This is a genomic window from Priestia sp. YIM B13551 (genome assembly GCF_042787905.1).
GTDB lineage: Bacteria > Bacillota > Bacilli > Bacillales > Bacillaceae_H > Priestia.
Window position 1 is genome coordinate 1,063,271 of sequence record NZ_JBHZOX010000002.1, and the last position, 23,942, is coordinate 1,087,212.

21 protein-coding genes are annotated in these 23,942 nt (G+C 39.0%); all 21 read right to left on the minus strand.

The genetic code is table 11. The features are described from left to right. Window positions 1-6: 6 nt before the first annotated feature. Window positions 7-2,664, minus strand: coding sequence for a DNA mismatch repair protein MutS (gene mutS, locus ACFX4N_RS15115; protein ID WP_025601389.1), 2,658 nt, complete (start codon window positions 2,662-2,664; stop codon window positions 7-9). Between the two features lie 163 nt (window positions 2,665-2,827). Beyond that, entirely contained in the window at window positions 2,828-4,225 is a 1,398-nt protein-coding gene (gene bcaP / locus ACFX4N_RS15120; RefSeq protein ID WP_013084740.1) for a branched-chain amino acid transporter BcaP, read from the minus strand. A gap of 177 nt (window positions 4,226-4,402) precedes the next feature. Beyond that, window positions 4,403-4,948, minus strand: a complete 546-nt coding sequence (locus tag ACFX4N_RS15125; protein WP_013058796.1) for an outer spore coat protein CotE — start codon at window positions 4,946-4,948, stop codon at window positions 4,403-4,405. A 224-nt stretch (window positions 4,949-5,172) separates the two neighbouring features. Continuing rightward, complete coding sequence (locus ACFX4N_RS15130; protein ID WP_057273930.1) at window positions 5,173-5,604, minus strand: YlbF/YmcA family competence regulator; 432 nt, start codon at window positions 5,602-5,604, stop codon at window positions 5,173-5,175. A gap of 1 nt (window position 5,605) precedes the next feature. Beyond that, window positions 5,606-7,135 carry a tRNA (N6-isopentenyl adenosine(37)-C2)-methylthiotransferase MiaB gene (gene miaB / locus ACFX4N_RS15135; RefSeq protein ID WP_013084741.1) on the minus strand — a complete coding sequence of 510 codons (1,530 nt, stop codon included), beginning with the start codon at window positions 7,133-7,135 and terminating at the stop codon, window positions 5,606-5,608. Window positions 7,136-7,690: 555 nt separating this feature from the next. Further along, a complete protein-coding gene (locus tag ACFX4N_RS15140) occupies window positions 7,691-8,557 on the minus strand; it encodes a 2-oxoacid:ferredoxin oxidoreductase subunit beta (protein WP_013058799.1) in 867 nt (288 codons plus the stop codon). Beyond that, the gene (locus ACFX4N_RS15145) at window positions 8,544-10,301 is read right to left on the minus strand and encodes a 2-oxoacid:acceptor oxidoreductase subunit alpha (RefSeq protein ID WP_013058800.1); all 1,758 of its coding nucleotides are present in this window, start codon (window positions 10,299-10,301) and stop codon (window positions 8,544-8,546) included. The genes ACFX4N_RS15140 and ACFX4N_RS15145 overlap by 14 nt, the downstream gene beginning before the upstream one ends. A 17-nt stretch (window positions 10,302-10,318) precedes the next feature. Beyond that, window positions 10,319-10,495 (minus strand): hypothetical protein, encoded by a 177-nt coding sequence (locus ACFX4N_RS15150; RefSeq protein WP_155660653.1) that lies wholly within the window; start codon window positions 10,493-10,495, stop codon window positions 10,319-10,321. A 184-nt stretch (window positions 10,496-10,679) separates the two neighbouring features. After that, complete coding sequence (locus ACFX4N_RS15155; RefSeq protein WP_057273931.1) at window positions 10,680-11,597, minus strand: dipeptidase; 918 nt, start codon at window positions 11,595-11,597, stop codon at window positions 10,680-10,682. Window positions 11,598-11,672: 75 nt separating this feature from the next. Then, the gene (gene spoVS, locus ACFX4N_RS15160) at window positions 11,673-11,933 is read right to left on the minus strand and encodes a stage V sporulation protein SpoVS (protein ID WP_003181955.1); all 261 of its coding nucleotides are present in this window, start codon (window positions 11,931-11,933) and stop codon (window positions 11,673-11,675) included. A 223-nt stretch (window positions 11,934-12,156) separates the two neighbouring features. Further along, on the minus strand, window positions 12,157-12,954 hold the full coding sequence (locus ACFX4N_RS15165) for a TIGR00282 family metallophosphoesterase (RefSeq protein WP_029320635.1): 798 nt from the start codon (window positions 12,952-12,954) through the stop codon (window positions 12,157-12,159). Between the two features lie 81 nt (window positions 12,955-13,035). Beyond that, complete coding sequence (gene rny, locus ACFX4N_RS15170; protein WP_013058803.1) at window positions 13,036-14,595, minus strand: ribonuclease Y; 1,560 nt, start codon at window positions 14,593-14,595, stop codon at window positions 13,036-13,038. Between the two features lie 280 nt (window positions 14,596-14,875). Next, the gene (recA, locus tag ACFX4N_RS15175; RefSeq protein WP_013058804.1) at window positions 14,876-15,913 is read right to left on the minus strand and encodes a recombinase RecA; all 1,038 of its coding nucleotides are present in this window, start codon (window positions 15,911-15,913) and stop codon (window positions 14,876-14,878) included. 198 nt (window positions 15,914-16,111) lie between these two features. After that, the gene (locus tag ACFX4N_RS15180) at window positions 16,112-17,353 is read right to left on the minus strand and encodes a competence/damage-inducible protein A (protein ID WP_053487691.1); all 1,242 of its coding nucleotides are present in this window, start codon (window positions 17,351-17,353) and stop codon (window positions 16,112-16,114) included. A 16-nt stretch (window positions 17,354-17,369) separates the two neighbouring features. Next, complete coding sequence (pgsA, locus tag ACFX4N_RS15185) at window positions 17,370-17,954, minus strand: CDP-diacylglycerol--glycerol-3-phosphate 3-phosphatidyltransferase (protein WP_013058806.1); 585 nt, start codon at window positions 17,952-17,954, stop codon at window positions 17,370-17,372. A gap of 144 nt (window positions 17,955-18,098) precedes the next feature. Further along, window positions 18,099-19,076 carry a helix-turn-helix domain-containing protein gene (locus ACFX4N_RS15190; protein WP_377261734.1) on the minus strand — a complete coding sequence of 326 codons (978 nt, stop codon included), beginning with the start codon at window positions 19,074-19,076 and terminating at the stop codon, window positions 18,099-18,101. 12 nt (window positions 19,077-19,088) lie between these two features. Next, window positions 19,089-19,880: a DUF3388 domain-containing protein gene (locus ACFX4N_RS15195; protein ID WP_013058808.1), complete on the minus strand. Its 792-nt coding sequence runs from the start codon at window positions 19,878-19,880 to the stop codon at window positions 19,089-19,091. 213 nt (window positions 19,881-20,093) lie between these two features. After that, a complete protein-coding gene (locus tag ACFX4N_RS15200) occupies window positions 20,094-20,354 on the minus strand; it encodes a DUF3243 domain-containing protein (protein ID WP_013058809.1) in 261 nt (86 codons plus the stop codon). A gap of 65 nt (window positions 20,355-20,419) precedes the next feature. Continuing rightward, window positions 20,420-21,145 carry an elongation factor P 5-aminopentanone reductase gene (gene ymfI, locus ACFX4N_RS15205; protein ID WP_013058810.1) on the minus strand — a complete coding sequence of 242 codons (726 nt, stop codon included), beginning with the start codon at window positions 21,143-21,145 and terminating at the stop codon, window positions 20,420-20,422. Between the two features lie 63 nt (window positions 21,146-21,208). After that, entirely contained in the window at window positions 21,209-22,492 is a 1,284-nt protein-coding gene (yfmH, locus tag ACFX4N_RS15210; protein WP_025750276.1) for an EF-P 5-aminopentanol modification-associated protein YfmH, read from the minus strand. Next, window positions 22,479-23,774: an EF-P 5-aminopentanol modification-associated protein YfmF gene (gene yfmF, locus ACFX4N_RS15215; RefSeq protein WP_013058812.1), complete on the minus strand. Its 1,296-nt coding sequence runs from the start codon at window positions 23,772-23,774 to the stop codon at window positions 22,479-22,481. The genes yfmH and yfmF overlap by 14 nt, the downstream gene beginning before the upstream one ends. Between the last annotated feature and the right edge of the window lie 168 nt (window positions 23,775-23,942).

Below are 23,942 nucleotides of genomic sequence, written 5' to 3' on the forward strand. Positions count from 1 at the left end.
CTCAATCTATTTCTTCTTTAATGATTTTTGCAGTTCATACATCGCATTCATTGCGTCTAAAGGCGTCATTTCTAAAATATCCAGCTCTTTTAAACGATCTATAATTGCTTTTTCCCGTTTCGAAAGCGCAGGCTTTTCTTTTTTCTCTTCTATTTCAAAGAACGAAAGCTGATTGGCTTCATCTGCTTTTTTATTATCTGCACGTTCTTCTTGAACCAAAGAAGCACCTTCTTGTGGAACTTGTTGTGTCATCTCTTCTCTTTTTGGAGCCTGATGTACAGGTTCACGCTCAGAAGATTGTTCTAAATCGTGTAAGATGACGCGAGCTCGCTCTAGAAGCGGATCTGGAAGTTCCGCTAGTTCCGCTACGTGAATACCATAACTTTTATCTGCGGCACCATCTTTGATTTTGTGTAAAAAGACGACTTTCCCATTTTTTTCAACCGCGCTTACATGAACATTTTTAAGCGCAGGAAGCGACTCATCGAGTACGGTTAATTCATGATAATGAGTAGAAAATAGTGTCTTACAGCCAATATGTTCATGAACGTATTCAATAATTGCTTGAGCAAGAGCCATTCCGTCATACGTAGACGTGCCGCGTCCAATTTCATCTAACAGAATTAGACTCGACTGAGTGGCATTTGTCACTGCATTTTTCGTTTCTAGCATCTCGACCATAAACGTACTTTGACCTGAAATTAAGTCATCGGCTGCTCCGATACGTGTAAACACTTGATCAAAAATCGGCAGAACCGCTTCGTCTGCTGGCACAAAACAGCCAATTTGAGCTAATATCGCCGTTAAAGCGACCTGACGCATGTACGTACTTTTACCAGACATATTGGGTCCTGTAATCAGTAAAATTGAACTATCATCCGTCATTTGACAGTCGTTTGGCACATATTCCTGCGAATTCATTACTTTTTCTACCACTGGATGGCGTCCATTTTGAATCGAAATATCTTCACTTGAAAAAATAGGCTTCGTGTAATGACGTTCTTCACTGATTTTTGCAAAGCACTGCAGTACGTCAAGCTCACTTACTTTTTTAGCGAGTTCTTGCAGCCTTGGAATATATGCTTTTACTTCTTCACGAATTTGTAAAAACAATTCATATTCCAGCTCTACAATTTTCTCTTCCGCTTCTAAAATCAGCGCTTCTTTTTCTTTCAGCTCAGGCGTAATAAAACGTTCTGCATTGGTTAACGTCTGTTTTCGTTCATACATTCCTTCAGGCAAAAGATGGAGATTTGCCCGCGTTACTTCTATATAATAGCCGAACACGCGATTATAACCAATTTTCAGTGAGCGAATCCCTGTTTTCTCACGCTCTTGCTGTTCAAGTGACGCAATCCACGTTTTTCCGTTTCGGCTTGCATCTCGGTATTGATCAAGCTGTTCATGATAGCCGTCATTAATAATGTCTCCTTCTTTAATTGACAAAGGAGGGTGCTCTTTTAATCCTCTTTCAAGAAGATTAGCTAATCGCTCACAAGGATCAATGTCTTCAACAAGCTTGGTGGCATAAGGGTGATTCAAACGATTCACAACCTCTTGGATATGAGGCACATTTTGCAATGATTTTTTTAATTGAATTAAATCACGAGCATTTACATTACCAAAAGCTACTCGACCAGCTAAGCGTTCTAAATCATATACGTCTTTTAGCAACTCCCGCAGTTCTTCTCGTTCAAAAAACTGTTTCATTAAGACATCTACCATATTCAAACGATTATCAATATCCGCTTGTTTTAAAAGCGGACGATCAATCCAATTTTTTAATAAACGGCCGCCCATTGCCGTAACAGTCTGGTCTAATAACCATAGAAGCGAGCCTTTCTTTCCTTTTGAACGAATCGTTTCGGTTAACTCTAAGTTTCGCTTAGAGAACAAATCAATTTTCATATATTCATTGATTTGATAAAACTGCACGGGCTGTAAGTGTTCAAGCGAACGCTTCTGCGTGCGAGTTAAATACTGAAGAATACGCGCAAACGTTGTAATAAGCTTTTGCTGCTGAAGCGACTCTACTAAATAATCTAGTCCTTCTACTTGCTCTGTACTATTCTCATAAGAAATGGTAATCGTCATGCGCTCTTTTAGTGTTTGTAATAAGTCAGCAGGAAACTCAGAGCTTACAACGACTTCTTTTGCTTCTTTTGCATAAATCTCTGAGACTATATCGTGAAACGAACTAACAAGCGTTACGCTGTTTTCTCCTGTAGACAAATCAGAAAGAGCAAGACCAAACGTTTGATCCTCGAACCCAGTAACAGAACAAATATAGTTATTTTCCTTTTCATGCAGTCCGCGTTCGTTCATCAGTGTTCCCGGTGAAATCACCTGTACCACTTCTCGCTTTACAACACCTTTTGCATGCTTAGGGTCTTCTACTTGCTCACAAATAGCTACTTTAAATCCCTTTTCAATTAAACGCTCGATATACGTAGGAGCAGAGTGATACGGAACCCCGCACATCGGAATTCTCTCTTGTCCTCCTCCGTCTCGACTTGTTAATGTTATTTCAAGTTCTTGAGAAGCTGTCGTAGCATCTTCAAAGAACATTTCATAAAAATCACCTAATCTAAAAAATAAAAAGGCATCTTGATACTCTGCCTTAATTCTCAAATATTGCTGTATCATTGGCGTATACGCTGCCATACTATTCCTCCATACCACATCTAGTTGTGCGTTTTTGCTACACGTATTATAACATAAGTCTTTCTTAAACTTAATTTATTCAAATAGAACAATCTTCAATTTCTTTTCATAAAACAAATAAAAAAGCTTCGGACGAAGGAAGAAGCTTGTCCGAAGCTTTTCATTATTTACTGCTGTTCAAATGACTATGCTTACGTCCGTATAAGAAGTAAACCACTAGCCCTAGTACAAGCCAAATTACGAAACTAATCCATGTTAACTTTGGAAGTTGAAGTGCTAAGTATAAACAGAACACAAAAGCTAAAATTGGAATCACCGGCACGAACGGTACGCGGAAACCCGTCGATTCTGAAGTTTGTTTTGATTTACGTAAATATAAAATTCCAATTGATACGGTCATGAAAGCAAAAAGAGTACCGATGTTTGTTAACTCTGCTAATCTTCCTAATGGTACTAAACCAGAGAAGATGGATACTAGTAAACATGTAATCCACGTATTTACTACTGGCGTTTGTTTTTTCTCACTAATTTTTGAAAAAGGCTTTGGCAATAGACCATCTCGACTGATCGCATAAAATAAACGAGTTTGTCCATACATCATAACGAGTAATACCGTTGTAATACCAACAATTGCGCCTAATGAAATAAATCCTGCTACCCAGTCTTGGTTAATGTAGCTTAAAGCAAATGCTACAGGGTTTTTAACATTTAATTCTGTATAAGGTACGATTCCTGTTAAGATAAGCGATACGACGATATAAAGGACTGTACAAATCGCGAGAGATGCGATAATTCCGATTGGCATATCCCGCTGAGGCTTGCGTACTTCCTCGGCCGCTGTTGCTACAGCATCAAACCCAATGTAGGCGAAGAATACAGTTGCTGCTCCTGTCGCTACTCCCGAGAAACCAAACGGCATAAACGGCGTCCAGTTTTCTGGTTTAACATAGCTAACTCCTACCCCGATAAACAGAAGTACAACAGCAAGTTTAATAATAACCATGATAGCATTAAAACGTGAAGATTTTTTTACTCCTTGCGTTAAAAGTAATGTGATTAAAAACACGATCATAATTGCTGGAATATCAATATACGTGCCGTTTGCAGGATTGTATGCACTTGTTAAAGCTTTTGGAAAATGTATGCCAAACCCTGCTAATAATCCTTGGAAATACCCGGACCATCCGCTGGCTACAGCAGAAGAAGCAAGACCGTATTCCAAGATAAGATCCCACCCTAAAATCCAAGCGATTAATTCACCAAATGTTGCATAACTGTAAGTGTATGCACTTCCTGAAACTGGAACTGTTGAGGCAAACTCTGCATAACAAAGAGCTGCAAACACACACGCAAGTCCTGACATAATGAAAGATATAACTAAAGCTGGACCGGCATGTTCAGCGGCGGCTACACCCGTTAATACAAAAATTCCGGTTCCGATAATGGCTCCAATTCCTAACATTGTTAAATCGAAAGCGCCTAAATCCTTTTTTAATTTAACACCTTTAGAATTGGTTTCACTAATTAACGTTTGAATTGATTTTTTTCGAAATAAGCTCATAGTAAACCCCCAAAAAATACTTATCTGATATAACTAAATTTTCTGAAAATTAATGCATTATTTTCTTTAGATTTACTATACACTGCGCATTCGACAAAAAGCAATATATTTTTTTGTTTTTATAAGAATTTTCTTAAAATAGTAAAAATAAAAAAACTAGGAAGAACTTCTTCCTAGTTACTCATCGTCCCCTAATATAAAATCAGGATCCAAATCTTCAAATTCATCGTCATCTACGTCTAAATCAAACTCATCTTCATCATCGCAGCCTTTCGGATTTACTGCAACACAAACCTTGGTTTCGCCAATCACTTCTGCCAATAATTCTCTCTCTACTTGAACAATCGTTTTATTGCCATTTGGTGAAATTGTGCACTCTAGGCAATTCGGCTGCTGCAGCACGCGAACAATTACTTCATAATCGTCTCCAATCGAATCTTCATCTTTATAGCGCAGCTTAATATTATCTTTGTATGATACGGTTTCCGTCCAAACTTCGGTTTTTGTATTATTATTGTACGAATACCAGATGTTAATATCATATCTGCCGTCAACTTCTACATTGCTGCCGCTTTTTTTTGCTTTGTACTCATGGTTAATCACCCAGCACCCCAAGATGCTTGTTGGTCGATTTTTCGGTGCAAGCGTATGAGACGATTGTGTAAACTTGCGACCTTTACCTACGACTGCTTTTGTAATAATTTCTCTATAGTGTTGTGACATGTGAGCATACCCTCCTCAAACTATCTTCATTTCATCCTATGCAGGCTCATTCACTTGTTTGCACATTATTTTTAAGAAACTAGGTTTAAGGCATAAAAAACCTATGTTCCATTGTATGCAAGGATATAGAAAAACGTGACAATTATTAGAGAGAAAATCTGCCCAATTTTATGCCACGGGATGCACAAAAAAATGCCTCAGCAAATTGCTGAGGCATTTTTTCTTTATGAGCAGCTAGACCCAGGGCTGTTTCGCACCTGTGAACCCGTTTCGCCGCGCAGTAAATCACCATCTGTTGACACAATAATCTCATCGGTTACTGTGGTTGAAATAGTGTTAGCGACAAGTTGAAGCAAATCATTCACGTTTATTTGAGACTCTTGAAACTGCTGAATAATCGGCAGTTCATCCAGCTCTTCCTGTAAACGATCGATTTTTGCCTCCACTTGTTTTAACGCTTCTGTTTTACCATAATGTTGGAAATTAACAGCTTGTTTTTGCAAGCTTTTAATGCTTGCAATGGTTTCACGCACTTTTTGATTTTCGTTAAGCTGAGCTTCGGCACGCTTGAAGAAATCTACTTCTTCCGTTTCAGCAATCATTTTTGCCAGCTCTTGAGCACGTTTAATTACGTCACTCTTGTTATACTGCGCCATATTACTTCACCTCTGCTGTTTCTTCTACCATTTCCCCGTTTAATGTCCATGTTTTGGCTTTTGTAACTTTTACTTTTACAAGTTGACCAATCACTGACTTAGGTGCTTTGAAGTTTACAAGCTTACTTTTTTCCGTGTAGCCTGCTAATACTTCCGGATTATTTTTACTTTCACCTTCTACTAATACTTCGACAACTTTACCTTCATATTCCTTCAATTTCTTTGCAGAAATTTCATTTACGAGAGCATTTAAGCGCTGAAGACGCTCTTTTTTCACTTCCATTGGTACGTTGTCTTGCATCTTAGCAGCTGGCGTACCTTCACGAGGTGAATAAATAAATGTATAAGCACTATCGAATTCAACCTCACGATATAGCGACATTGTTTCTTCAAACTGCTCATCCGTTTCATTTGGGAAACCAACAATAATATCAGTTGTTAATGATGCTGTTGGAATGGCTTCTTTAATTTTACGAACAAGCTCTAAATAATGTTCACGAGAATATTTTCGTGCCATAATTTTTAAGATATCGCTGCTTCCTGATTGCACAGGCAAGTGAATATGGTCGACAAGATTTCCGCCTTTAGCAAGAACTTCAATTAAACGGTCATCAAAGTCGCGAGGATGACTTGTTGTAAAACGGATACGAGCAACGTCAATTTTACGGATTTCGTCCATTAAGTCGCCTAGGCCGTACGTTATGTCTTCAAAATCTTTTCCGTATGCATTAACATTTTGGCCTAAAAGCGTAATTTCTTTGTAGCCTTGAGCAGCTAAATGACGTACTTCTTGGATAATGTCTTCTGGACGGCGGCTTCGTTCTTTTCCTCGCGTATACGGAACGATACAGTACGTACAGAACTTGTCACAGCCGTACATGATGTTAACCCATGCTTTGACGCTGCCTTTACGTGCTCTTGGAAGGTTTTCAATAACGTCCCCTTCTTTAGACCATACTTCAATCACCATTTCTTTTGCTAAGTATGCTTCATTTAGAATGTGAGGCAAACGGTGAATGTTGTGTGTACCAAAAATCATATCCACGTGCTGATGTTTTTGTAAAATTTTATTTACAACTGACTCTTCTTGAGACATACATCCGCAGACGCCGATTAATAATTCAGGGCGCTCGCGCTTCAAGGCCTTCAAGTGTCCTAATTCACCAAACACTTTATTTTCCGCATTTTCACGGATTGCACACGTATTCAATAAAATAACATGAGCATCTTCAACAGAGTCAGTTGGCTCGTAGCCAAGGCCTAGAAAAATACCAGCCATTACTTCTGTATCGTGCTCATTCATTTGACAGCCGTACGTACGGATATAAAACTTACGTCCCTGTCCCATTCCATGAAACTGTTCATCGATTGCAAAATCATTGTGATAGGAAACTTCTTCTTTTCCTCGTTTTTTCGCATCTTTTAAAGAAGGCGGCATGTATACTGTTTGAAAATATTTACTGTAATCCTTTTCGGATTTTTTGTCCGCTGGATTAACTTGGTTGCTTTCTAAACGTTGTTTTTCATTCATAAAAAAATCTCCTTTCGCCATGACAATTGTCACGTTGCACCTGTAAATCGCAAAAAAATGTGAGAGCCTTATGCTTATGCATAAAACTCATCACATTAACATAGTATATAACTTTCAAGTAGCGAACACAATCATATACCTATTTTCTATACCTGTTTCGTTAAAATTTCGTTCGACTTTCGAAATATTTATTAAATCACAAAAAGAGATTGATACATAACTAAATTAACCTATTTTAGAGACGAACAAATGGGATAAAAGAGCTCATAGAAATTCGCTTATTACACCGTTGTTGATTTCTGTGCAAAACTTCGCTTTCGGCAAGCGGCCGATGAGCCTCCTCGTCGCTTCCGCTCCCGCGGGTTCTCACCTATTTCGCTTTTCCCGTAGGAGCCTTCTCCTAGCTCTCCAATTAACAGCTAGAAGCCACTCCCTACATGAAACCTACGTTCGCTATCACTATGAAAAAATCCGAACGAGTTGGATTCTCCATCAAGAATCTCAGTTCAACGTTCGGATTTCCCCTCTACTAAACTGCTTTTATTGCAGCCTCTTTTACATAAACTCAGCTACTAGCTCATCAAATTTTTCCTCAGTCATGCCTAAGTCTGCTTTTGACAGCGGCTCTTCACTATAACCGTGAACAAGCTGCTGATATGACGGCTGATGCGCATTTTGATAAATAAGCCCTGTTACTAAGCCGTTATGCTCCATTAACGTCTGCATAGCTTGCATACGATTGTTTGCATCATAACCTTCAATTGTGCTAAGACTAGTTAGGTTTTCTTTAAACCAATCATACGTGTTCACTTTGTTATACGTTACGCACGGGCTAAATACGTTAATTAAAGAAAAACCTTTATGCTGGATGCCTTGTTCAATTAAGCTTGTTAACTCTTTTAAATTCGTTGAAAAGCTTTGAGCCACAAACGTTGCTCCAGAAGTTAACGCAAGCTCCATAACAGATAAAGACGACTCGATTGATCCTTCAGGCGTACTTTTTGTCTTGAATCCTACTTCACTACGAGGAGATGTTTGTCCTTTTGTTAAACCATAGATTTGGTTATCCATTACGATATACGTCACATCGATGTTTCTGCGAATCGCATGTACCGTGTGTCCCATACCGATAGCAAACCCATCTCCATCGCCGCCAGATGCGATAACGGTTAAGTCACGATTAGCCATTTTCACACCTTGAGCGATTGGAAGCGCACGTCCGTGAATACCGTGAAAACCATATGAATTAATATAACCAGAGATACGTCCAGAACATCCAATACCTGAAATAACAGCAAGCTCATGAGGTTCTAAACCTACGTTAGCAGATGCGCGTTGAATGGCTGCTTGTACGGAGAAATCTCCACACCCCGGACACCAGTTAGGTTTTACACTGTTACGAAAATCTTTAAACGTTGCCATTTAACACAAACATCTCCTTACTTTTTGCGTATACTTCTTGCGGAAGAAATGGATTTCCATCATACTTCAATACGCTTTGAATTTTATCATGACTTGCAATATTCATTTTTAAAATATTAGCAAGCTGTCCAGTAGCATTGTTTTCAACGACGACTACTTTTTTAGCTCCTTGCACGTAAGGAAGCAGTTCGTCAGCTGGGAAAGGATGAATCAAACGAATGTGAGCGTGATTTACTTTTATACCGTCCTGTTCCAAACGTTCCATTGCCTCTTCAATGACTCCACGCGTCGAATTAAATCCAACAAATAAAATATCAGACTCTTTTTCATGAGAGTGAACATGAATTGGCGTATTAAAACGAATTCCTTTTGTTTTACGAAGACGCTTATTCATTTGATCATCGCGGTTCACTGGAGATTCAGATGGCTTTCCTGTCTCATCATGTTCTACTCCCGTCACATGATGAATGCCATGCTTCATTCCAGGAATGACGCGTGGTGATACGCCGTCTTCTGTTACGCGGTAGCGCTTGTAGTATTGTTTTTCTTCTAGCTCTTCTAGCTCTCCTTGCTGAAGCTTACCGCGGCGGATTTCAACGCGGTTATAGTCAAGCGGTTCTACTGATTGCTTCCCAAGTGAAAGCTGTAAATCCGTTAGCATAATAACTGGACACTGATATTCTTCTGCTAAGTTAAACGCTTCAATCGTATCGTAGAATGCTTCTTCAACCGTACTTGGCGCCATGACGATCTTCGGAATTTCACCGTGCGTACCGTAAATCATGGCCATTAAATCAGACTGTTCTTGCTTAGTTGGAAGCCCTGTACTTGGACCGCCGCGCTGCGTATCTATAATAACAACAGGCTGCTCAGTGATTCCCGCTAGTCCAATCGACTCCATCATTAATGATAGACCAGGTCCAGCTGATGCTGTCAGCGCACGTACGCCTGCATAGTTAGCTCCGATAGCCATCGTACATGCTGCGATTTCATCTTCTGTTTGAATAACGGTTCCACCAAATTGAGGAAGCTTTTTAATTAAGTATTCCATGATTTCTGAAGCAGGGGTAATTGGATATGCTGGCATAAAACGAGCCCCACCGGCTAAAGCACCTAGCGCAATCGCATCGTTTCCAATCATAAACATACGTTTTTTACCATCCGCTGGATCTAGTTTCATTGTTTCTAATTGTTCGCCTAGCTGTTCACGAATGTAATCTGCACCTTTTTTAATAGCTTCCATGTTTTTTTGTACAACTTTTTGGCCCTTTTTACCGAAGATTTCAAGCACTACTTCTTCAAATACTTCTGTGTCAATATGAAGCACAGCACTTGAAGCGCCAACAGCAACCATGTTCTTCATTAGCGACGTTCCTAATTCCGTTGCAATTTCCGTAAACGGAACAGCATATAGCGTAGCAGTTGTACATGTTTCGGGCAGACTTGGGTTGAATTTCGCATCTGCAATTACAACGCCACCTACGCGCAGCTCATGGACGTTTACATCGATTGTTTCCTGATCGAACGCAACTAAAATATCCAAATCATCTGACACAGATCGAACCTGAGTTGTACTCACTCGAATCTTATTATTTGTATGTCCACCTTTGATACGAGAAGAAAAATGACGATAGCCGTATAAGTAATAACCTAATCGATTTAAAGCGGTTGAAAAGATTTCTCCCGTACTTTCGATTCCCTCACCCTGCTGTCCGCCAACTTTCCATGAAAGTTGCTGTACCATAAATCAACGCCACTCCTTTAATTGCTCATAATATAGAAATCTATTTTATTGATAAAAACTGAAAAAAGTAAATTAGCAAACGATTTCATTTGCTTCTGCATTTCACCAACCAAAATCATCTGCAAAACTCCCACAGCACCTTGCCGCTGTGCAGGATACGTTTCTGCTTGAGCAGCTCCGTAATCCGTTTTCAATTTTATTCCGATTGCCAGAAAAATGCAACCCTTTCCATTGAATTCTCAATCGTTTTAATTATATTTATATTTAATGAATAAGATGAAGTTTTTTAATGATCTTTTCTGCCTTCACATGAGGCATTAGTATATAAATAACTTGTATAAAAAAGAGCTTTTCCAAGAAGAAAAAGCTCTTTTTTTATTAGCTGCATACACAATCAGCAAAGTTTTGAAACAGAAAACGTTTTACCTGATCCTCAGTGTAATGCTTAAGGAGTTCTTCGATTAAATTTGTATACTGTTCATATCTTCCGAGACGATGAACCGTTTTGTCAATGCCGTCAAAGTCAGAGCCAAAACCAACGGAGTATTCGCCTCCTCTTTCACACATGTAATCAAGATGGCGGATCACATCCGCTATTTGCGCTTTGGCAGAACTCGTTAAAAATTCAGGCACAAACGTAATGCCAATCACGCCGTTTCGCTTTATTAAAGCATGAATTTGATCGTCTCTTAAATTCCGGGGATGAGAACACAATACGTGTGAATTGGAATGAGTAGCCACTACATATTGCGCTAGCTCAATCACATCCCAAAAACCTCTTACCGATAAATGAGAGACATCCGTCCACACTTTATATTCATTGTTCAATTCAACAACTTCTCTTCCAAAAGAAGATAATCCCGCGCCGCGAGGTTCTAAAATACCGTCACACACAGCATTGCTGTAATTCCATGTCAAACCTACTGAACGTACACCCAGTGAAAAAAGTGTCTTTAAGCGAACTAAACTTGTATCAATGACATCACAGCCTTCAAGCGTCAGCATTGCTCCTATTTCACCTTTTTTCAAGCTATCTATATCGCGTTTTGAACGAACCCATTTCACACCGGGAAGCGATAAAATATGACTCTGAAACAGCTGGATCATTTCTAACGCAACATCAAAGCGCTGAGCTGCCGGAACCGCTTCTGGAATATAAATAGCGAATAGCTGAACTTTCCCTTTTGCTTTTTTTATTCCTTCTAACGTCACATGCAGCGCTGAATCATATGTAAAAGATAAACGTTTATTTAGCCAGAGTTTCATCAATACATCACAATGAGCATCAAATATCACAACCCACACCCCTTTAACTCTATACAAAAAGGACCTGTTTGGCTTCTATGCTTTACAGGTCCGTGGTTTTTATAATTATCGCGGCTCTACAATTAATTTAATGGCTGTTCGCTCTTCTCCATCAATTTGAATATCTGTAAAAGCTGGGATGCAGATTAAATCAACCCCACTCGGTGCAACGAACCCTCTTGCGATTGCTACAGCTTTTACTGCTTGATTAAGCGCGCCGGCCCCAATGGCTTGAATTTCTGCTGCGCCGCGTTCGCGCAGTACGCCTGCTAAGGCACCAGCAACTGAATTTGGATTAGACTTTGCTGAAACTTTTAATATTTCCATATCTAGCTCCTCCTTATTCTTTACAATGTATGATGAGAGATCATTAGACCAATGACTTAATTGATTTCAATGTTACTATATTCACGATATGTCAAACGTATTCCTGCTTGTTTTTCCTAAATATTCAAAAACTTATATTTCTACACCTTTCTTTTTTCTTTTTACGTTTTTGACAAAATAAAAAAGCCAACGTATCGTCTTTCGACACATTGACTTTTTCCCTTTATTCAAAAAATGGATGGTCTTCGTTAATTAAAATTCGCTCTGTTTTTGTTGCTTTCCCCGTCTTTTGATCAATATCAATAACGATTCCACTAAGCTGCGTTCTTCCTTCTTTTGGCACTTCAAATCGAACAGGAAGAGACGTTAAAAAACGCTTAATAACAGCTTCGCGCTCCATCCCTAAAATGCCGTCATAAGGTCCCGTCATTCCTACGTCAGAGATGTAGGCTGTTCCTTTTGGCAATATACGATTGTCAGCTGTTTGAACATGCGTATGAGTGCCGACAACAGCGCTGACACGACCGTCCACATACCAGCTAATCGCTTGCTTTTCACTTGTTGTTTCAGCATGAAAATCAATAAAAATAAGCGGAGTGCGCTGACGTGCTTCTTCAATCAGTTCATCTGCTTTATGAAATGGACAATCAAGCGGAGCCATAAACGTGCGCCCTTGTAAATTAATCACGGCTACCTCAAGCTGATTGTACGTAAAATACGTAATTCCCTTGCCCGGTGTACCTTCAGGAAAATTAGCTGGACGAACAAGATTTTTTGCATCGTCAATAAAATCAAAAATTTCGCGTTTGTCCCACGCGTGGTTACCAAGGGTAATAATGTTAGCCCCTGCTTGTAAGAACTGACGATAAATCTTTTCAGTAATGCCTTTGCCCGAAGCTGCATTTTCTCCATTCACAATTGTAAGTCCCGGAGAGTATTTTCTTTTTAATCTTGGTAAATATTCTTCAACCATTTCACGGCCTGGAGAACCAACTACGTCTCCAATAAATAAAATTCTCATGTAAAAGCTCCTATACTTCATTCTTAATCTGCATCTTCATCTCTACGAAAAAAAATAAAGTGGCGAAACGCCACTTCATTTTTATTTTGCATACTCTACTGCTCTTGTTTCACGAATAACGGTTACTTTGATGTGGCCAGGATAATCCAGCTCATCTTCAATTCGTTTTCGGATATCTCGAGCAAGTCGATGCGCTTCTAAATCACCAATCGTATCTGGTTTCACCATAATACGAACTTCACGCCCTGCTTGAATCGCAAATGATTTTTCAACGCCTTCATAAGACTCTGAAATTTCTTCTAACTTTTCAAGACGACGAATGTAGTTTTCTAACGTCTCACTACGAGCACCTGGTCTTGCAGCAGATAATGCATCCGCTGCTGCAACTAGTACAGCAATGATTGATGTTGGTTCTGTATCTCCATGGTGAGAAGCAATCGCGTTAATAACAACCGGATGTTCTTTATACTTTGTAGCTAATTCAACACCGATTTCTACGTGACTTCCTTCTACCTCATGATCAATTGCTTTACCAATATCATGTAACAATCCTGCTCGTTTGGCTAACGTTTCATCTTCACCTAATTCAGCAGCCATAAGTCCTGATAAATGCGCTACTTCCATTGAATGTTTCAGCACATTTTGACCATAGCTTGTTCTGAATTTTAAGCGACCAAGAATTTTCATCAAGTCTGGGTGCAACCCGTGAACACCGACTTCAAACGTCGTTTGTTCACCAACTTCACGAATATATTCGTCCACTTCACGGCGAGATTTTTCAACCATTTCTTCAATACGCGCGGGATGGATACGACCATCTTGAACGAGTTTATCAAGTGCAATTCTTGCTGTCTCACGACGAATTGGGTCAAATCCTGATAAAATAACTGCTTCTGGCGTATCATCAATAATAAGATCAATTCCTGTCAAAGTTTCAAGCGTACGGATGTTTCGACCTTCTCGACCAATAATTCGGCCTTTCATTTCGTCATTTGGCAAGTTAACAACTGAGACAGTCGTTTCAGCAACATGATCTGCTGCGCAACGCTGAATAGCAAGTGAAAGAATTTCTTTCGCCTTTTTATCGGCGTCTTCTTTTGCACGGTTTTCTGTTTCTTTTACCATTATTGCAATGTCGTGGGAAAGTTCATTTTCAACACGATCTAAAATAATCGCTCTTGCATCTTCTCTTGTTAAGCTTGAAATGCGCTCTAGCTCTGTTTGCTGTGCACGTACTACTTCTTCAACTTTGCTTTCCATCTCTTCAATATGCTGTTGTTTAACAGTAAGAGAATCATCTTTCTTTTCAAGTAACGCTTCACGTTTATCAAGTGATTCGTCTTTACGATCAAGATTTTCCTCTTTTTGCATTAATCGATTTTCTTGTTTTTGAAGTTCTGCTCGACGATCACGAATATCTTGTTCTGCCTCTGTACGAAGCTGATGGATTTCATCCTTCGCTTCTAGTAAAGCTTCTTTTTTCAAAGCTTCCGCCTCGCGGGTTCCTTCATCGATAATTTGTTCTGCACTAGACTTTGCTCCCGCAATTTTAGCTTCAGCAATCGATTTACAAACAAAAAAGCCAACAACTGCACCGACGATTAGGCCAAGCAAAGCGAAGATGATTGTATTAGTATCCATCATTTCACCTCCCCTTGCTATAAACTTGTAAGTTTTAAATTTCATGTCGGCATGTACATCGTATTCACCTTTCAATATACACACAAAGGCTTTTAAACGCTAAAATGTTTTAAAAAGGGAAAATATACATCTTAATTGTAAATCTGTGCATTTTTATTGTCAAGCCTGCCTCTACAGTATATATTGAAATTTCGTATGTTACTTTTCTAGCATTAACAATTTTTACAAAAAAAAGACCCCTTCTTTGAAATAGAGGAGTCTTTTTTTATCTCGCAGCAAATTAAATATTTAAATCGCCTTGATCGTCATCCTCAGGAGCTGGCTCTCCATCTTGGTCTAAACCATGATGTTCACGCACTTGTCCCGCAATTTCCTGACGAATATCAGTATTTTCTTTTAAGAATTGTTTTGCATTTTCACGACCTTGACCTAGACGCTCGTCATTATATGAATACCAAGATCCACTTTTTTGAACAATATCTAGTTCAGAAGCGATATCCAAAATTTCACCCTCTTTTGAAATACCTTCTCCGTACATAATATCTACTTCAGCAGCACGGAAAGGCGGAGCTACTTTGTTTTTCACAACTTTAATTCTTGTTTTGTTACCTACAATATCGTTTCCTTGCTTTAACTGCTCTGCACGACGTACTTCTAGACGCACTGAAGAATAGAATTTAAGCGCACGTCCACCAGGAGTTGTTTCAGGGTTACCAAACATAACGCCGACTTTTTCACGAATTTGGTTAATAAAGATAGCGATTGTTTTAGACTTGTTGATAGCTCCAGATAGTTTACGCAATGCTTGAGACATTAAACGAGCTTGTAGACCCACGTGAGAGTCTCCCATTTCTCCTTCAATTTCCGCTTTTGGCACTAATGCTGCTACTGAGTCAACAACGATAATATCTACGGCACCGCTTCGAACTAAAGCTTCAGCGATTTCTAAAGCTTGTTCTCCCGTATCAGGCTGAGATAATAATAGCTCATCAATATTCACACCTAATTTTTGAGCATATACAGGATCTAACGCGTGCTCCGCATCGATAAATGCAGCCTGTCCGCCCTGCTGTTGAACTTCTGCAATCGCATGAAGAGCAACTGTTGTTTTACCTGAGCTTTCTGGACCGTATACTTCAACTACACGTCCACGTGGATATCCACCTACACCTAAAGCTATATCTAACGCTAATGAACCACTTGGAATTGTAGAAATTCTTTTTTCCGTTTGTTCACCTAATTTCATAATTGAACCTTTACCAAATTGCTTTTCAATTTGTTTTAAAGCCATATCAAGGGCTGCTTGACGATCGTTCACTCAATTTCCTCCTCTATCTCTTTGAAATCATCTATAAACTGCAAACTTACTACGATGTAGTAGCAATGTCGAATTAACAACTTTCTATAACTTACTATACTAGTTTTTGAGTCGTTTGACAAGCAAAAAGCGAATAAATGTTCGTTTATTATTTTATAAAAAAAGGCTGTTTTGGAAAAACCAAACAGCCTTTTTTCTTTATTTCTTTATCATCTTTAATACGTAATGACAGCCATAATTAACCGTTCGTGAACGAATCCCCTGGCGGCTTCCAGATAGCTGCAGGCTGTAAACTTGAGGAGCTTGATCTTTATAGGCTACCCCTATATATACTGTTCCTACAGGATGTCCTTCTTGTTTGGAGGGCCCAGCTACACCTGTAAACCCGATGCCAATATCCGTTTTGTATAACTGTTGAATACGCTGAGCCATTTCAGCCGCGCACTGCTCGCTAACGGCTCCGTACTGATTCAGCGTGTGTTCGCTCACTCCGAGAATATTTTGCTTGATTTCATAATGATAGGCGACCAGGCTACCTTTTACAGCTTCTCCAGCACCTGAAACAGTTGTTAAACGTTCGCTGAATAAACCGCCGGTTAAACTTTCGGCTGAAGCAATCGTTAATCCTTGTGCCGTTAATTCCTTTACCAATTCATTATGTAAAGAAGTTGCTTCGTATCCATATAAATACTCGCCTACGCGCTCTGAAATGGTTTTTTCCACTTCGTCTAACATGCGCTGTGCTTCAGCAGCATTAGCGTGCTTAGCAGTTAAGCGAAGCGTCACTTCTCCATCTCCTGCTAGCGGCGCAATCGTCGGGTTGGTTTGCGCATCAAGCAAATCTTCAATTTCCGTCTCAAGCTGTGATTCTCCTATTCCGAAAAAGCGAAGAACGCGTGATTCAATACTTTCTTTTAATTCAAGCTTTTGAGCTAAAAATTCTTGACCATACGATTCATACATTGGATAAAGCTCTTTTGGTGGCCCGGGAAATAGCATATAGTGTTTTCCCTCTACCGTAAGCCCCATACCTGGAGCCATTCCGTAATCGTTAGGGAGCACTGCCGAACCTTCTAGCACAATTGCCTGTTTTTTATTGTTAGGTGTCATGACACGATTTGACTGTTTGAAATAGGCTTCAATGCTTTCAAGTGCTTCTGCATTTGTTGTCAACTCTACCCCTAGCACACTCGCAATTGTTTCTTTTGTTAAATCATCTTTTGTAGGACCAAGCCCGCCTGTGAAAATAATTAACTCTGCACGCGTTTGAGCTGTAGCAATCACTTCTTTTAAGCGCTGTGCATTATCTCCTACTACCGTATGATAGTAAACATTAATTCCAAGTTCGGCTAATTTTTTCGATAAATACTGAGCGTTTGTATTGGCAATTTGTCCAAGCAGCAGCTCAGAGCCGACTCCAATAATTTCAGCGTTCATCATATCATCTCCATCTTACTTATTTTGAGTTAACAAAAGCCTGTTTGTTTTTAGCAAAGTAGTCCCAGCCTGAAATAACCGTAAAAATCACTGAGATCCAAAGCATTACGCTAGCAAATGGAATGGAAACCCATTCAAAAGGCAAGTTATACAACAGAATAGCTGAAATAGCTAAAATTTGAGTCCATGTTTTAATTTTACCTAACATATTTGCTGCTACAACTTCCCCTTCCCCTGCTAGTACAAGTCTTAAACCAGTGATAGCAAATTCACGGCTAATAATGATGATAGCAGCCCATCCTGCACCTGCAATTAAATCTAAGTCAACAATAGCTACAAGCGCAGCTGAAACCAATAGCTTGTCTGCTAGTGGATCTAAAAATTTGCCCAAGTTCGTGACTAAGTCGTACTTTCGGGCATAGTATCCGTCTATCCAGTCTGTTGTAGATGCAATAATAAATAATGCTGCCCCTAATAGGTGAGCGATCGGAATCTCTTTTCCTGCTGCCTCCACTGTGCCAAATGGTAGCGGCACCATCATAAAAATGAGGAATACGGGAATTAGGAAAATCCGCGAAATGGTAATCTTGTTTGGTAAATTCACTTCTTCTGCCTCCAATTACTGTTACAAACTGAAAGCGTGCAAACGAAATTGTTTGCACGGCTTTGGTTTTATTATAGCGTGAATGAGTGATTAATTCACATATTATCTTTATTTACACCCTGATCACTTTTTAAAACAGGGTGTTTACTGTGCTTCTGCCGGCTGATATTGAATCGTTACAACTTGTCGAACTTGCTTGGATGAATCAAACGGCAAGTCAACCGCTTTTCCATTTACTTTTAACTCTACTCCAGGTGAATAACCGATGTTGACACGAGCTTCAGTTTCTTTCGTCAAATCAAATTCTTTTGTTTCACCTTTTTTTAGAATGGAGCTAAAGAAAGCATTTCCTTTTCCATTTTTCACATCTAACCAAGTATCTGCTTGAGTGGATGTTACTTCTAGATTAAATGCATCTGTACCGGAAAGAGCATACGTAGCACTTCTGCCTGTTTTTTGAACTTCCTTGTATTCTTGTTTACCGCTGTCTTTCTTTTCTTTTTCAGCTTTTTCTTTCTCAGCTTTTTCTTTTGCGGCTTTTTCTTTTTCAGCTTTTTCTTTTTCTTTCTTATCAGCAGCACTTTGTTCATCTTCTGACTTGCTATTGTCATTTTTTGCAGTAGTTTCATTCGTTTCTTCCTGCGTGTTAGAATGCTGAACTTCGCTGTTTGGAGCTTCTTGGTTAGCCTGCTCCTTGTTTTTATCCGAGACGATATTTTGAGCGATTACCCAAATAATAATCCCAACAACTACAACTCCCGCCACCACTAGAACAGTTGGAAGGTAGTCATATGCTTTTGAAACTCCTTTTGTATGCTGAGGAATTTCTTTGCGGCTGCGAACGCGCGAAAGCTGCTGCGGCATGTCTTCTGTTTGAGTTGAAGGAATGTCTGATTTGTATTCTTCAAAAATAGCATCTGTGTCCAACCCAATTGCTTCGCAGTATTGCTTAATAAACGCTCGTACGTAAAATTTCCCCGGCATAACCTCATAATTGCCTTCTTCAATGCCAAGTAAATAGCGTTTTTGAATTTTCGTTAGTTTTTGTAAATCCTCTAACGACAATCCTTTGCTTTCTCGTTCTTGTCTTAACCTTTGTCCTAACTCTGTCAATGCTAACACCTACCAATTATGCTAAAAATCAAACATCGATAATCCACCGTCTTGAAACATTTGAGGACCTTCCATTATTTCATATGTAATTTTCTCATTGGGGTCGTTTCTTATTTCAATAATGTAGGCAAAATCATCTAACGAATACTCGGTATTTTGTACAAATACATCCGGATGCTCCACAATTTTTGTCGCGGGTACATTCATTACTTCTCGAACAAGCTGCCAGTGCTTTTCATTCGCTCGTTTTGTCGATACAATCCCGTCAATAATAAAAATATTATCAGCGTTGTATTCGTCAGCAATAAGCTGACTGCGAATCGTTTGTTTTAAGAGTGTAGAAGACACAAAAAGCCACCTTTTGTTCGCACATACGCTAGCTGCTACAATGGATTCGGTTTTGCCTACTCGCGGCATACCTCGAATGCCGATAAGCTTATGACCGTCTTGTTTAAACAGTTCCGCCATAAAATCTACGAGCAAACCTAATTCATCTCTTACGAAACGGAACGTCTTTTTATCATCTGCGTCCCGCTGAATATAGCGACCGTGACGCACTGCTAACTTATCACGCAATTTAGGCGGTCTCATTTTTGTCACAATGATATTATCCATTGTTTTCAAAATAGATTCAAGCCTGTCTATTTGCTCATGTGAATCACAGCGCAGCAATAATCCACGGCGAATATCATCCACTCCGTTAATTGTGACAATATTAATTGACAACATTCCAAGAAGCGATGAAATATCACCTAAAAGACCCGGACGATTTTTTTGTATCTGATATTCTAAATACCACTCAATTTTCTCCATCAAACCCCTCCCATTTCTTGGCTGGCCTTCGAGAGGTGCCCCCTTTTTTTCACCTAGTTTAACTATAAATGATTTCCATTATATTATAAACCCTAAAGACAAGTAGTTCTACATTTGTTATGTATGTAAGCGCTTATTTATTTGTACTATTTATTTCTAAGAAAAAAGGAGCTTTCACATGCGGTGAATTAGCTCCTTTTTAAAAACGATAACTTATTTTACTGATCCGTTATTTTGAACTAATTTCACCATGCTGCTCGCAATCGCATGCTGCTCTTCTTTAGAAGCAACGCTCCAAAGGTCTGCTAAAATTCGCTCTTGATCATTTTTTGCATCAACTTGGTTTGCTAAATATCCACCAATTTGATAAGCAAGATCATGAATAACTTCTTCTTGCATTCCTTCGTTTTGCGCATGATGTAAACGGTCGCCTAAAAAATCTTTCCAGCTATCCCAGTTTTCTAATACTGACATGAGTAGCCCTCCTTAAGGTTTATTCATATCATAGTTTGTACCGTGTTTTTGATTTTATGCACACTTTATATGTACCAACCGCCATTAACCGATAATATTTGTCCCGTTATGTAGGAAGCTCGTGAAGATATTAAGTATGAAACCGCATCTGCCACTTCTTTTGGATATCCTATTCTTCCTAAAGGGATCTCTTCAGCCAGCTCTTTGACCTCTTCTTTTGAATAGCTGGCCATCATATCCGTTTCAATCGCTCCGGGCGCAACTCCATTTACTCGAATCCCACTTAGTGCAACCTCTTTTGCCAAAGCTTTTACAAACGTATTTTGTGCACCTTTTACCATTGAATAAAGGACTTCAAATGAAGCTCCTGTAAGTCCCCAAATGGAAGAAATCATGATGATTTGTCCGCTTTTAGCACTAATCATTTTAGGTAATAAAGCTTTGGTAATAACAAAGGGAGCCGTGATGTGAAGATAGATCATTTCTTCGGTTTCTTTTGCCGGAGTATCTGTCATTAACCCGCTAACGCTTCGTCCGCTGTTATGAATAATAACTTCTACCGGAACAATAATTTCCTCTAAAAACTTCTCCACTCCCTCTTTACATGATAAATCCGCTTGTACCGTAAACACGGTTTTTACCTTTTCAGCAAGCTCATGTGCAAGCGCCTCTATTCTGTCTCTTCGTTGATGGTAATGCAAAATAAGCGAATATCCATCCTCAGCCAATTGCTTAGCAATCGCTGTGCCAATTCCTCCGCTTGCACCTGTCACAAGGGCAAATTTCTCCATAACCTTCTCTCCTTTACATGCAAAAAAGCTGATGAACATCAGCTTTTTTGGCAACAATCATCTTTATTTAGGTACTACTTCACAAACCGTAAAGTTCTTTTCATCAATAATCTCGTTTAGCACATCTTTTATTTCGTTCACCTTCAGTTTTTCCAGCGTTTCAACAATATCAAATAAATTCATATCATTAAATGCATAGCGTGTAAACTGATTAGCGATAAACTCAGGTGAGTTTAATGAACGTAAAAATCCGCCGATTTTCTTTTTACGGATACGTTCAAGTTCTTCTTCTGTTAGTGATTTTGTTTTCATTTCAAGTAAAATTTGTTTAACTCGATCATACAGCTGCTCGGGTTGGTCCGTATCTCCCCCAATAAGAGCAAAACCAAATCCTCTTTCCTCCGTATAATCATAAGCAAATGTTTCATCAATGAGCCCATCTGCATATAACTCCTCATAGTACGAAGAGCTTTTGCCAAATGCGTAATCTAAGATAATATTCATTGCTAACTCATATTTAAGCATTTCTCCACCTGAACGCTGCGGATTTTTCGCTTTTAGACCCACCATACATTTAGAAGACTGCACCGGCATTTTTAGTACTTGTTTTTCTTGATCCACCGTTTCAGGCTCTTCGTCAAAGTGACGCTGTATGTCAGATATTTCTTTATAATCTTTTTTCTGCTGATTGTCTCGAACTTGCTTCATTACCTTTTCCGCATCAACAGGGCCTACAATGAACAACAGCATGTTGCTTGGATGGTAGAACGTTTCATAGCATGTATACAGCAAATCTTTATTAATATGTGAAATCGATTCGATCGTGCCGGCAATATCAATTTTAACAGGGTGGTTTTTGTACATATTTTGAATGGTACCAAAATACAAGCGCCAGTCCGGATTGTCGTCATACATTGTAATTTCTTGACCGATAATGCCTTTTTCTTTTTCGACCGTTTTTTCTGAGAAGTACGGCTCTTGTACAAAGTCCACTAATGTTTCAAGGTTTTCCTCAAAATTTGACGTACAGCTGAATAAGTAAGCTGTGCGGGTAAAAGAAGTAAATGCATTGGCCGAAGCACCTTGTTTACTAAACTGCTGAAAGACATCCCCGTCTTCTTTTTCAAATAATTTATGCTCTAAAAAGTGTGCAATTCCGTCCGGAACTTTTGTCATTTCATTTTCATTTAGTGGTACGAATTGATTGTCAATCGATCCGTAGTTCGTTGTAAAGGTAGCAAACGTTTTGTTAAACTCCGGCTTTGGCAAAATATATACCTGCAGCCCGTTATCCATTTTTTCATGATACAGCTGTTCCTGAAGCTGCGAAAATTCAATTTTCTCCATTTTCTTCACCGCCCGTTCCTGTTAAGAAATAAATTGTATCCATTTCAATTTTCTCAGCCACTTTAATAATTTCCTGCTTAGATACCGCATCAATATGCTTTAAGTATTCGTCAATTGAAATGTCTTTGCCTGTTAATTCATTATGATACATAACCTCTACTAGTCCTCGTGGAGTATCCACCGTTTCAAGCAGCTGATTGTGAATGACGGCTTTTGTTTGAGCGATTTCGCCGTCTGTGAACGACCCTTGCTTCATCTCCTGCATTTGTTCTTTAATAATGGTCACGGCTTGGTCGTAATTTTTAGCATCAATACCCGACATGACCATCAGTAATCCCTTATGACTTTCTACCCTTGAAGCGGCATAATAGGCTAAGCTTGCTTTTTCACGCACATTGATAAATAGCTTAGAATGTGAGAAACCTCCGAATATACCGTTAAATACTTGCAGAGCAAAATACTGTCTATCTCCGTACACAACATTTGTGCGGTAGCCAATATTTAATTTCCCTTGTTTTACTTCTTGTTTTTCCACTACTTCATTTACTTTTGAGATATCTTTAGACGTAATAGAATCTTCAATGTCTTTTTGCTCGCGCTTTGGTAACGTAAATGTTTCTTTTACTGTTTGTAAAACCTCTTCGACTTGCAAATCTCCAATAGCATAAAGGTGAATGGCATCTTCTTTTAACACCTGCTGATAATAGGCGTACAAACTTTCACCTGTAATTTCTTCCACGTCGTCAATTTGACCGTTTACATGTAAAGAGTAAGGTTCTTCCTTACACATTTCTTCGACTAATCTTAAATTAGCATAGCGCATTTTATCATCAAATACGGCTTGAATTCTCTGACGAAGCGAACGCTTTTCTTTTGTCATAATATCCTTTAAAAAAGAGTCCCCTTCAACTGCTGGCTTTAATAAAATATCGCCAAGAAGCGCTAACGCTTTTTGCAAAAGCGGAGTTGAATCTTTCAAATATTTTTCATTCGCTATATCAATGCGAATCGTAATATCGTGGTTATCACCTTTTTTTGTTAAGTCTACTTGTAAAGTAGCACCATAAAGCTCATCTAAATATGTACGAAGCTTTGTCGTAGACGGCAGCGACTCGGTAGCGCTTTGAAGCACATAAGGTAAAAGGGCACGCATTGTCACCGTTTTCTTATCTAAAGGGGCATTTAGTTTTAAAATGAACGTGTTTGTTTTGTACTTAGCTGTTTGAATGGTGTGAACAGTCAATCCTTCTAGTTCATGTTTTTGTTCAGTCAATAATTTCATATATAAACCTCCTTTTAAATTTTGATGTATTAACTAGACAATACTTCTATTTTGAATCTTTAACGCTAATTTTAGTCTTATAACCACTATATCGAATTCAAGGAAACATTTTCAAGTAACTTGCCGCGCGCTTCCTCATTTCTTTTCATATTCTTTCTCTCAATGAAA

What these genes read in the sequence shown, in the direction of transcription:
- mutS (WP_025601389.1), bottom strand. Translation starts at nt 2,664, where the DNA reads ATGGCAGCGTATACGCCAATGATACAGCAATATTTGAGAATTAAGGCA.
- bcaP (WP_013084740.1), bottom strand. Translation starts at nt 4,225, where the DNA reads ATGAGCTTATTTCGAAAAAAATCAATTCAAACGTTAATTAGTGAAACC.
- ACFX4N_RS15125 (WP_013058796.1), bottom strand. Translation starts at nt 4,948, where the DNA reads ATGTCACAACACTATAGAGAAATTATTACAAAAGCAGTCGTAGGTAAA.
- ACFX4N_RS15130 (WP_057273930.1), bottom strand. Translation starts at nt 5,604, where the DNA reads ATGGCGCAGTATAACAAGAGTGACGTAATTAAACGTGCTCAAGAGCTG.
- miaB (WP_013084741.1), bottom strand. Translation starts at nt 7,135, where the DNA reads ATGAATGAAAAACAACGTTTAGAAAGCAACCAAGTTAATCCAGCGGAC.
- ACFX4N_RS15140 (WP_013058799.1), bottom strand. Translation starts at nt 8,557, where the DNA reads ATGGCAACGTTTAAAGATTTTCGTAACAGTGTAAAACCTAACTGGTGT.
- ACFX4N_RS15145 (WP_013058800.1), bottom strand. Translation starts at nt 10,301, where the DNA reads ATGGTACAGCAACTTTCATGGAAAGTTGGCGGACAGCAGGGTGAGGGA.
- spoVS (WP_003181955.1), bottom strand. Translation starts at nt 11,933, where the DNA reads ATGGAAATATTAAAAGTTTCAGCAAAGTCTAATCCAAATTCAGTTGCT.
- ACFX4N_RS15165 (WP_029320635.1), bottom strand. Translation starts at nt 12,954, where the DNA reads ATGAGAATTTTATTTATTGGAGACGTAGTTGGTTCTCCAGGCCGTGAA.
- rny (WP_013058803.1), bottom strand. Translation starts at nt 14,595, where the DNA reads ATGGATACTAATACAATCATCTTCGCTTTGCTTGGCCTAATCGTCGGT.
- ACFX4N_RS15180 (WP_053487691.1), bottom strand. Translation starts at nt 17,353, where the DNA reads ATGATGAACGCTGAAATTATTGGAGTCGGCTCTGAGCTGCTGCTTGGA.
- ACFX4N_RS15195 (WP_013058808.1), bottom strand. Translation starts at nt 19,880, where the DNA reads ATGGAGAAAATTGAGTGGTATTTAGAATATCAGATACAAAAAAATCGT.
- ACFX4N_RS15200 (WP_013058809.1), bottom strand. Translation starts at nt 20,354, where the DNA reads ATGTCAGTATTAGAAAACTGGGATAGCTGGAAAGATTTTTTAGGCGAC.
- ymfI (WP_013058810.1), bottom strand. Translation starts at nt 21,145, where the DNA reads ATGGAGAAATTTGCCCTTGTGACAGGTGCAAGCGGAGGAATTGGCACA.
- yfmH (WP_025750276.1), bottom strand. Translation starts at nt 22,492, where the DNA reads ATGGAGAAAATTGAATTTTCGCAGCTTCAGGAACAGCTGTATCATGAA.
- yfmF (WP_013058812.1), bottom strand. Translation starts at nt 23,774, where the DNA reads ATGAAATTATTGACTGAACAAAAACATGAACTAGAAGGATTGACTGTT.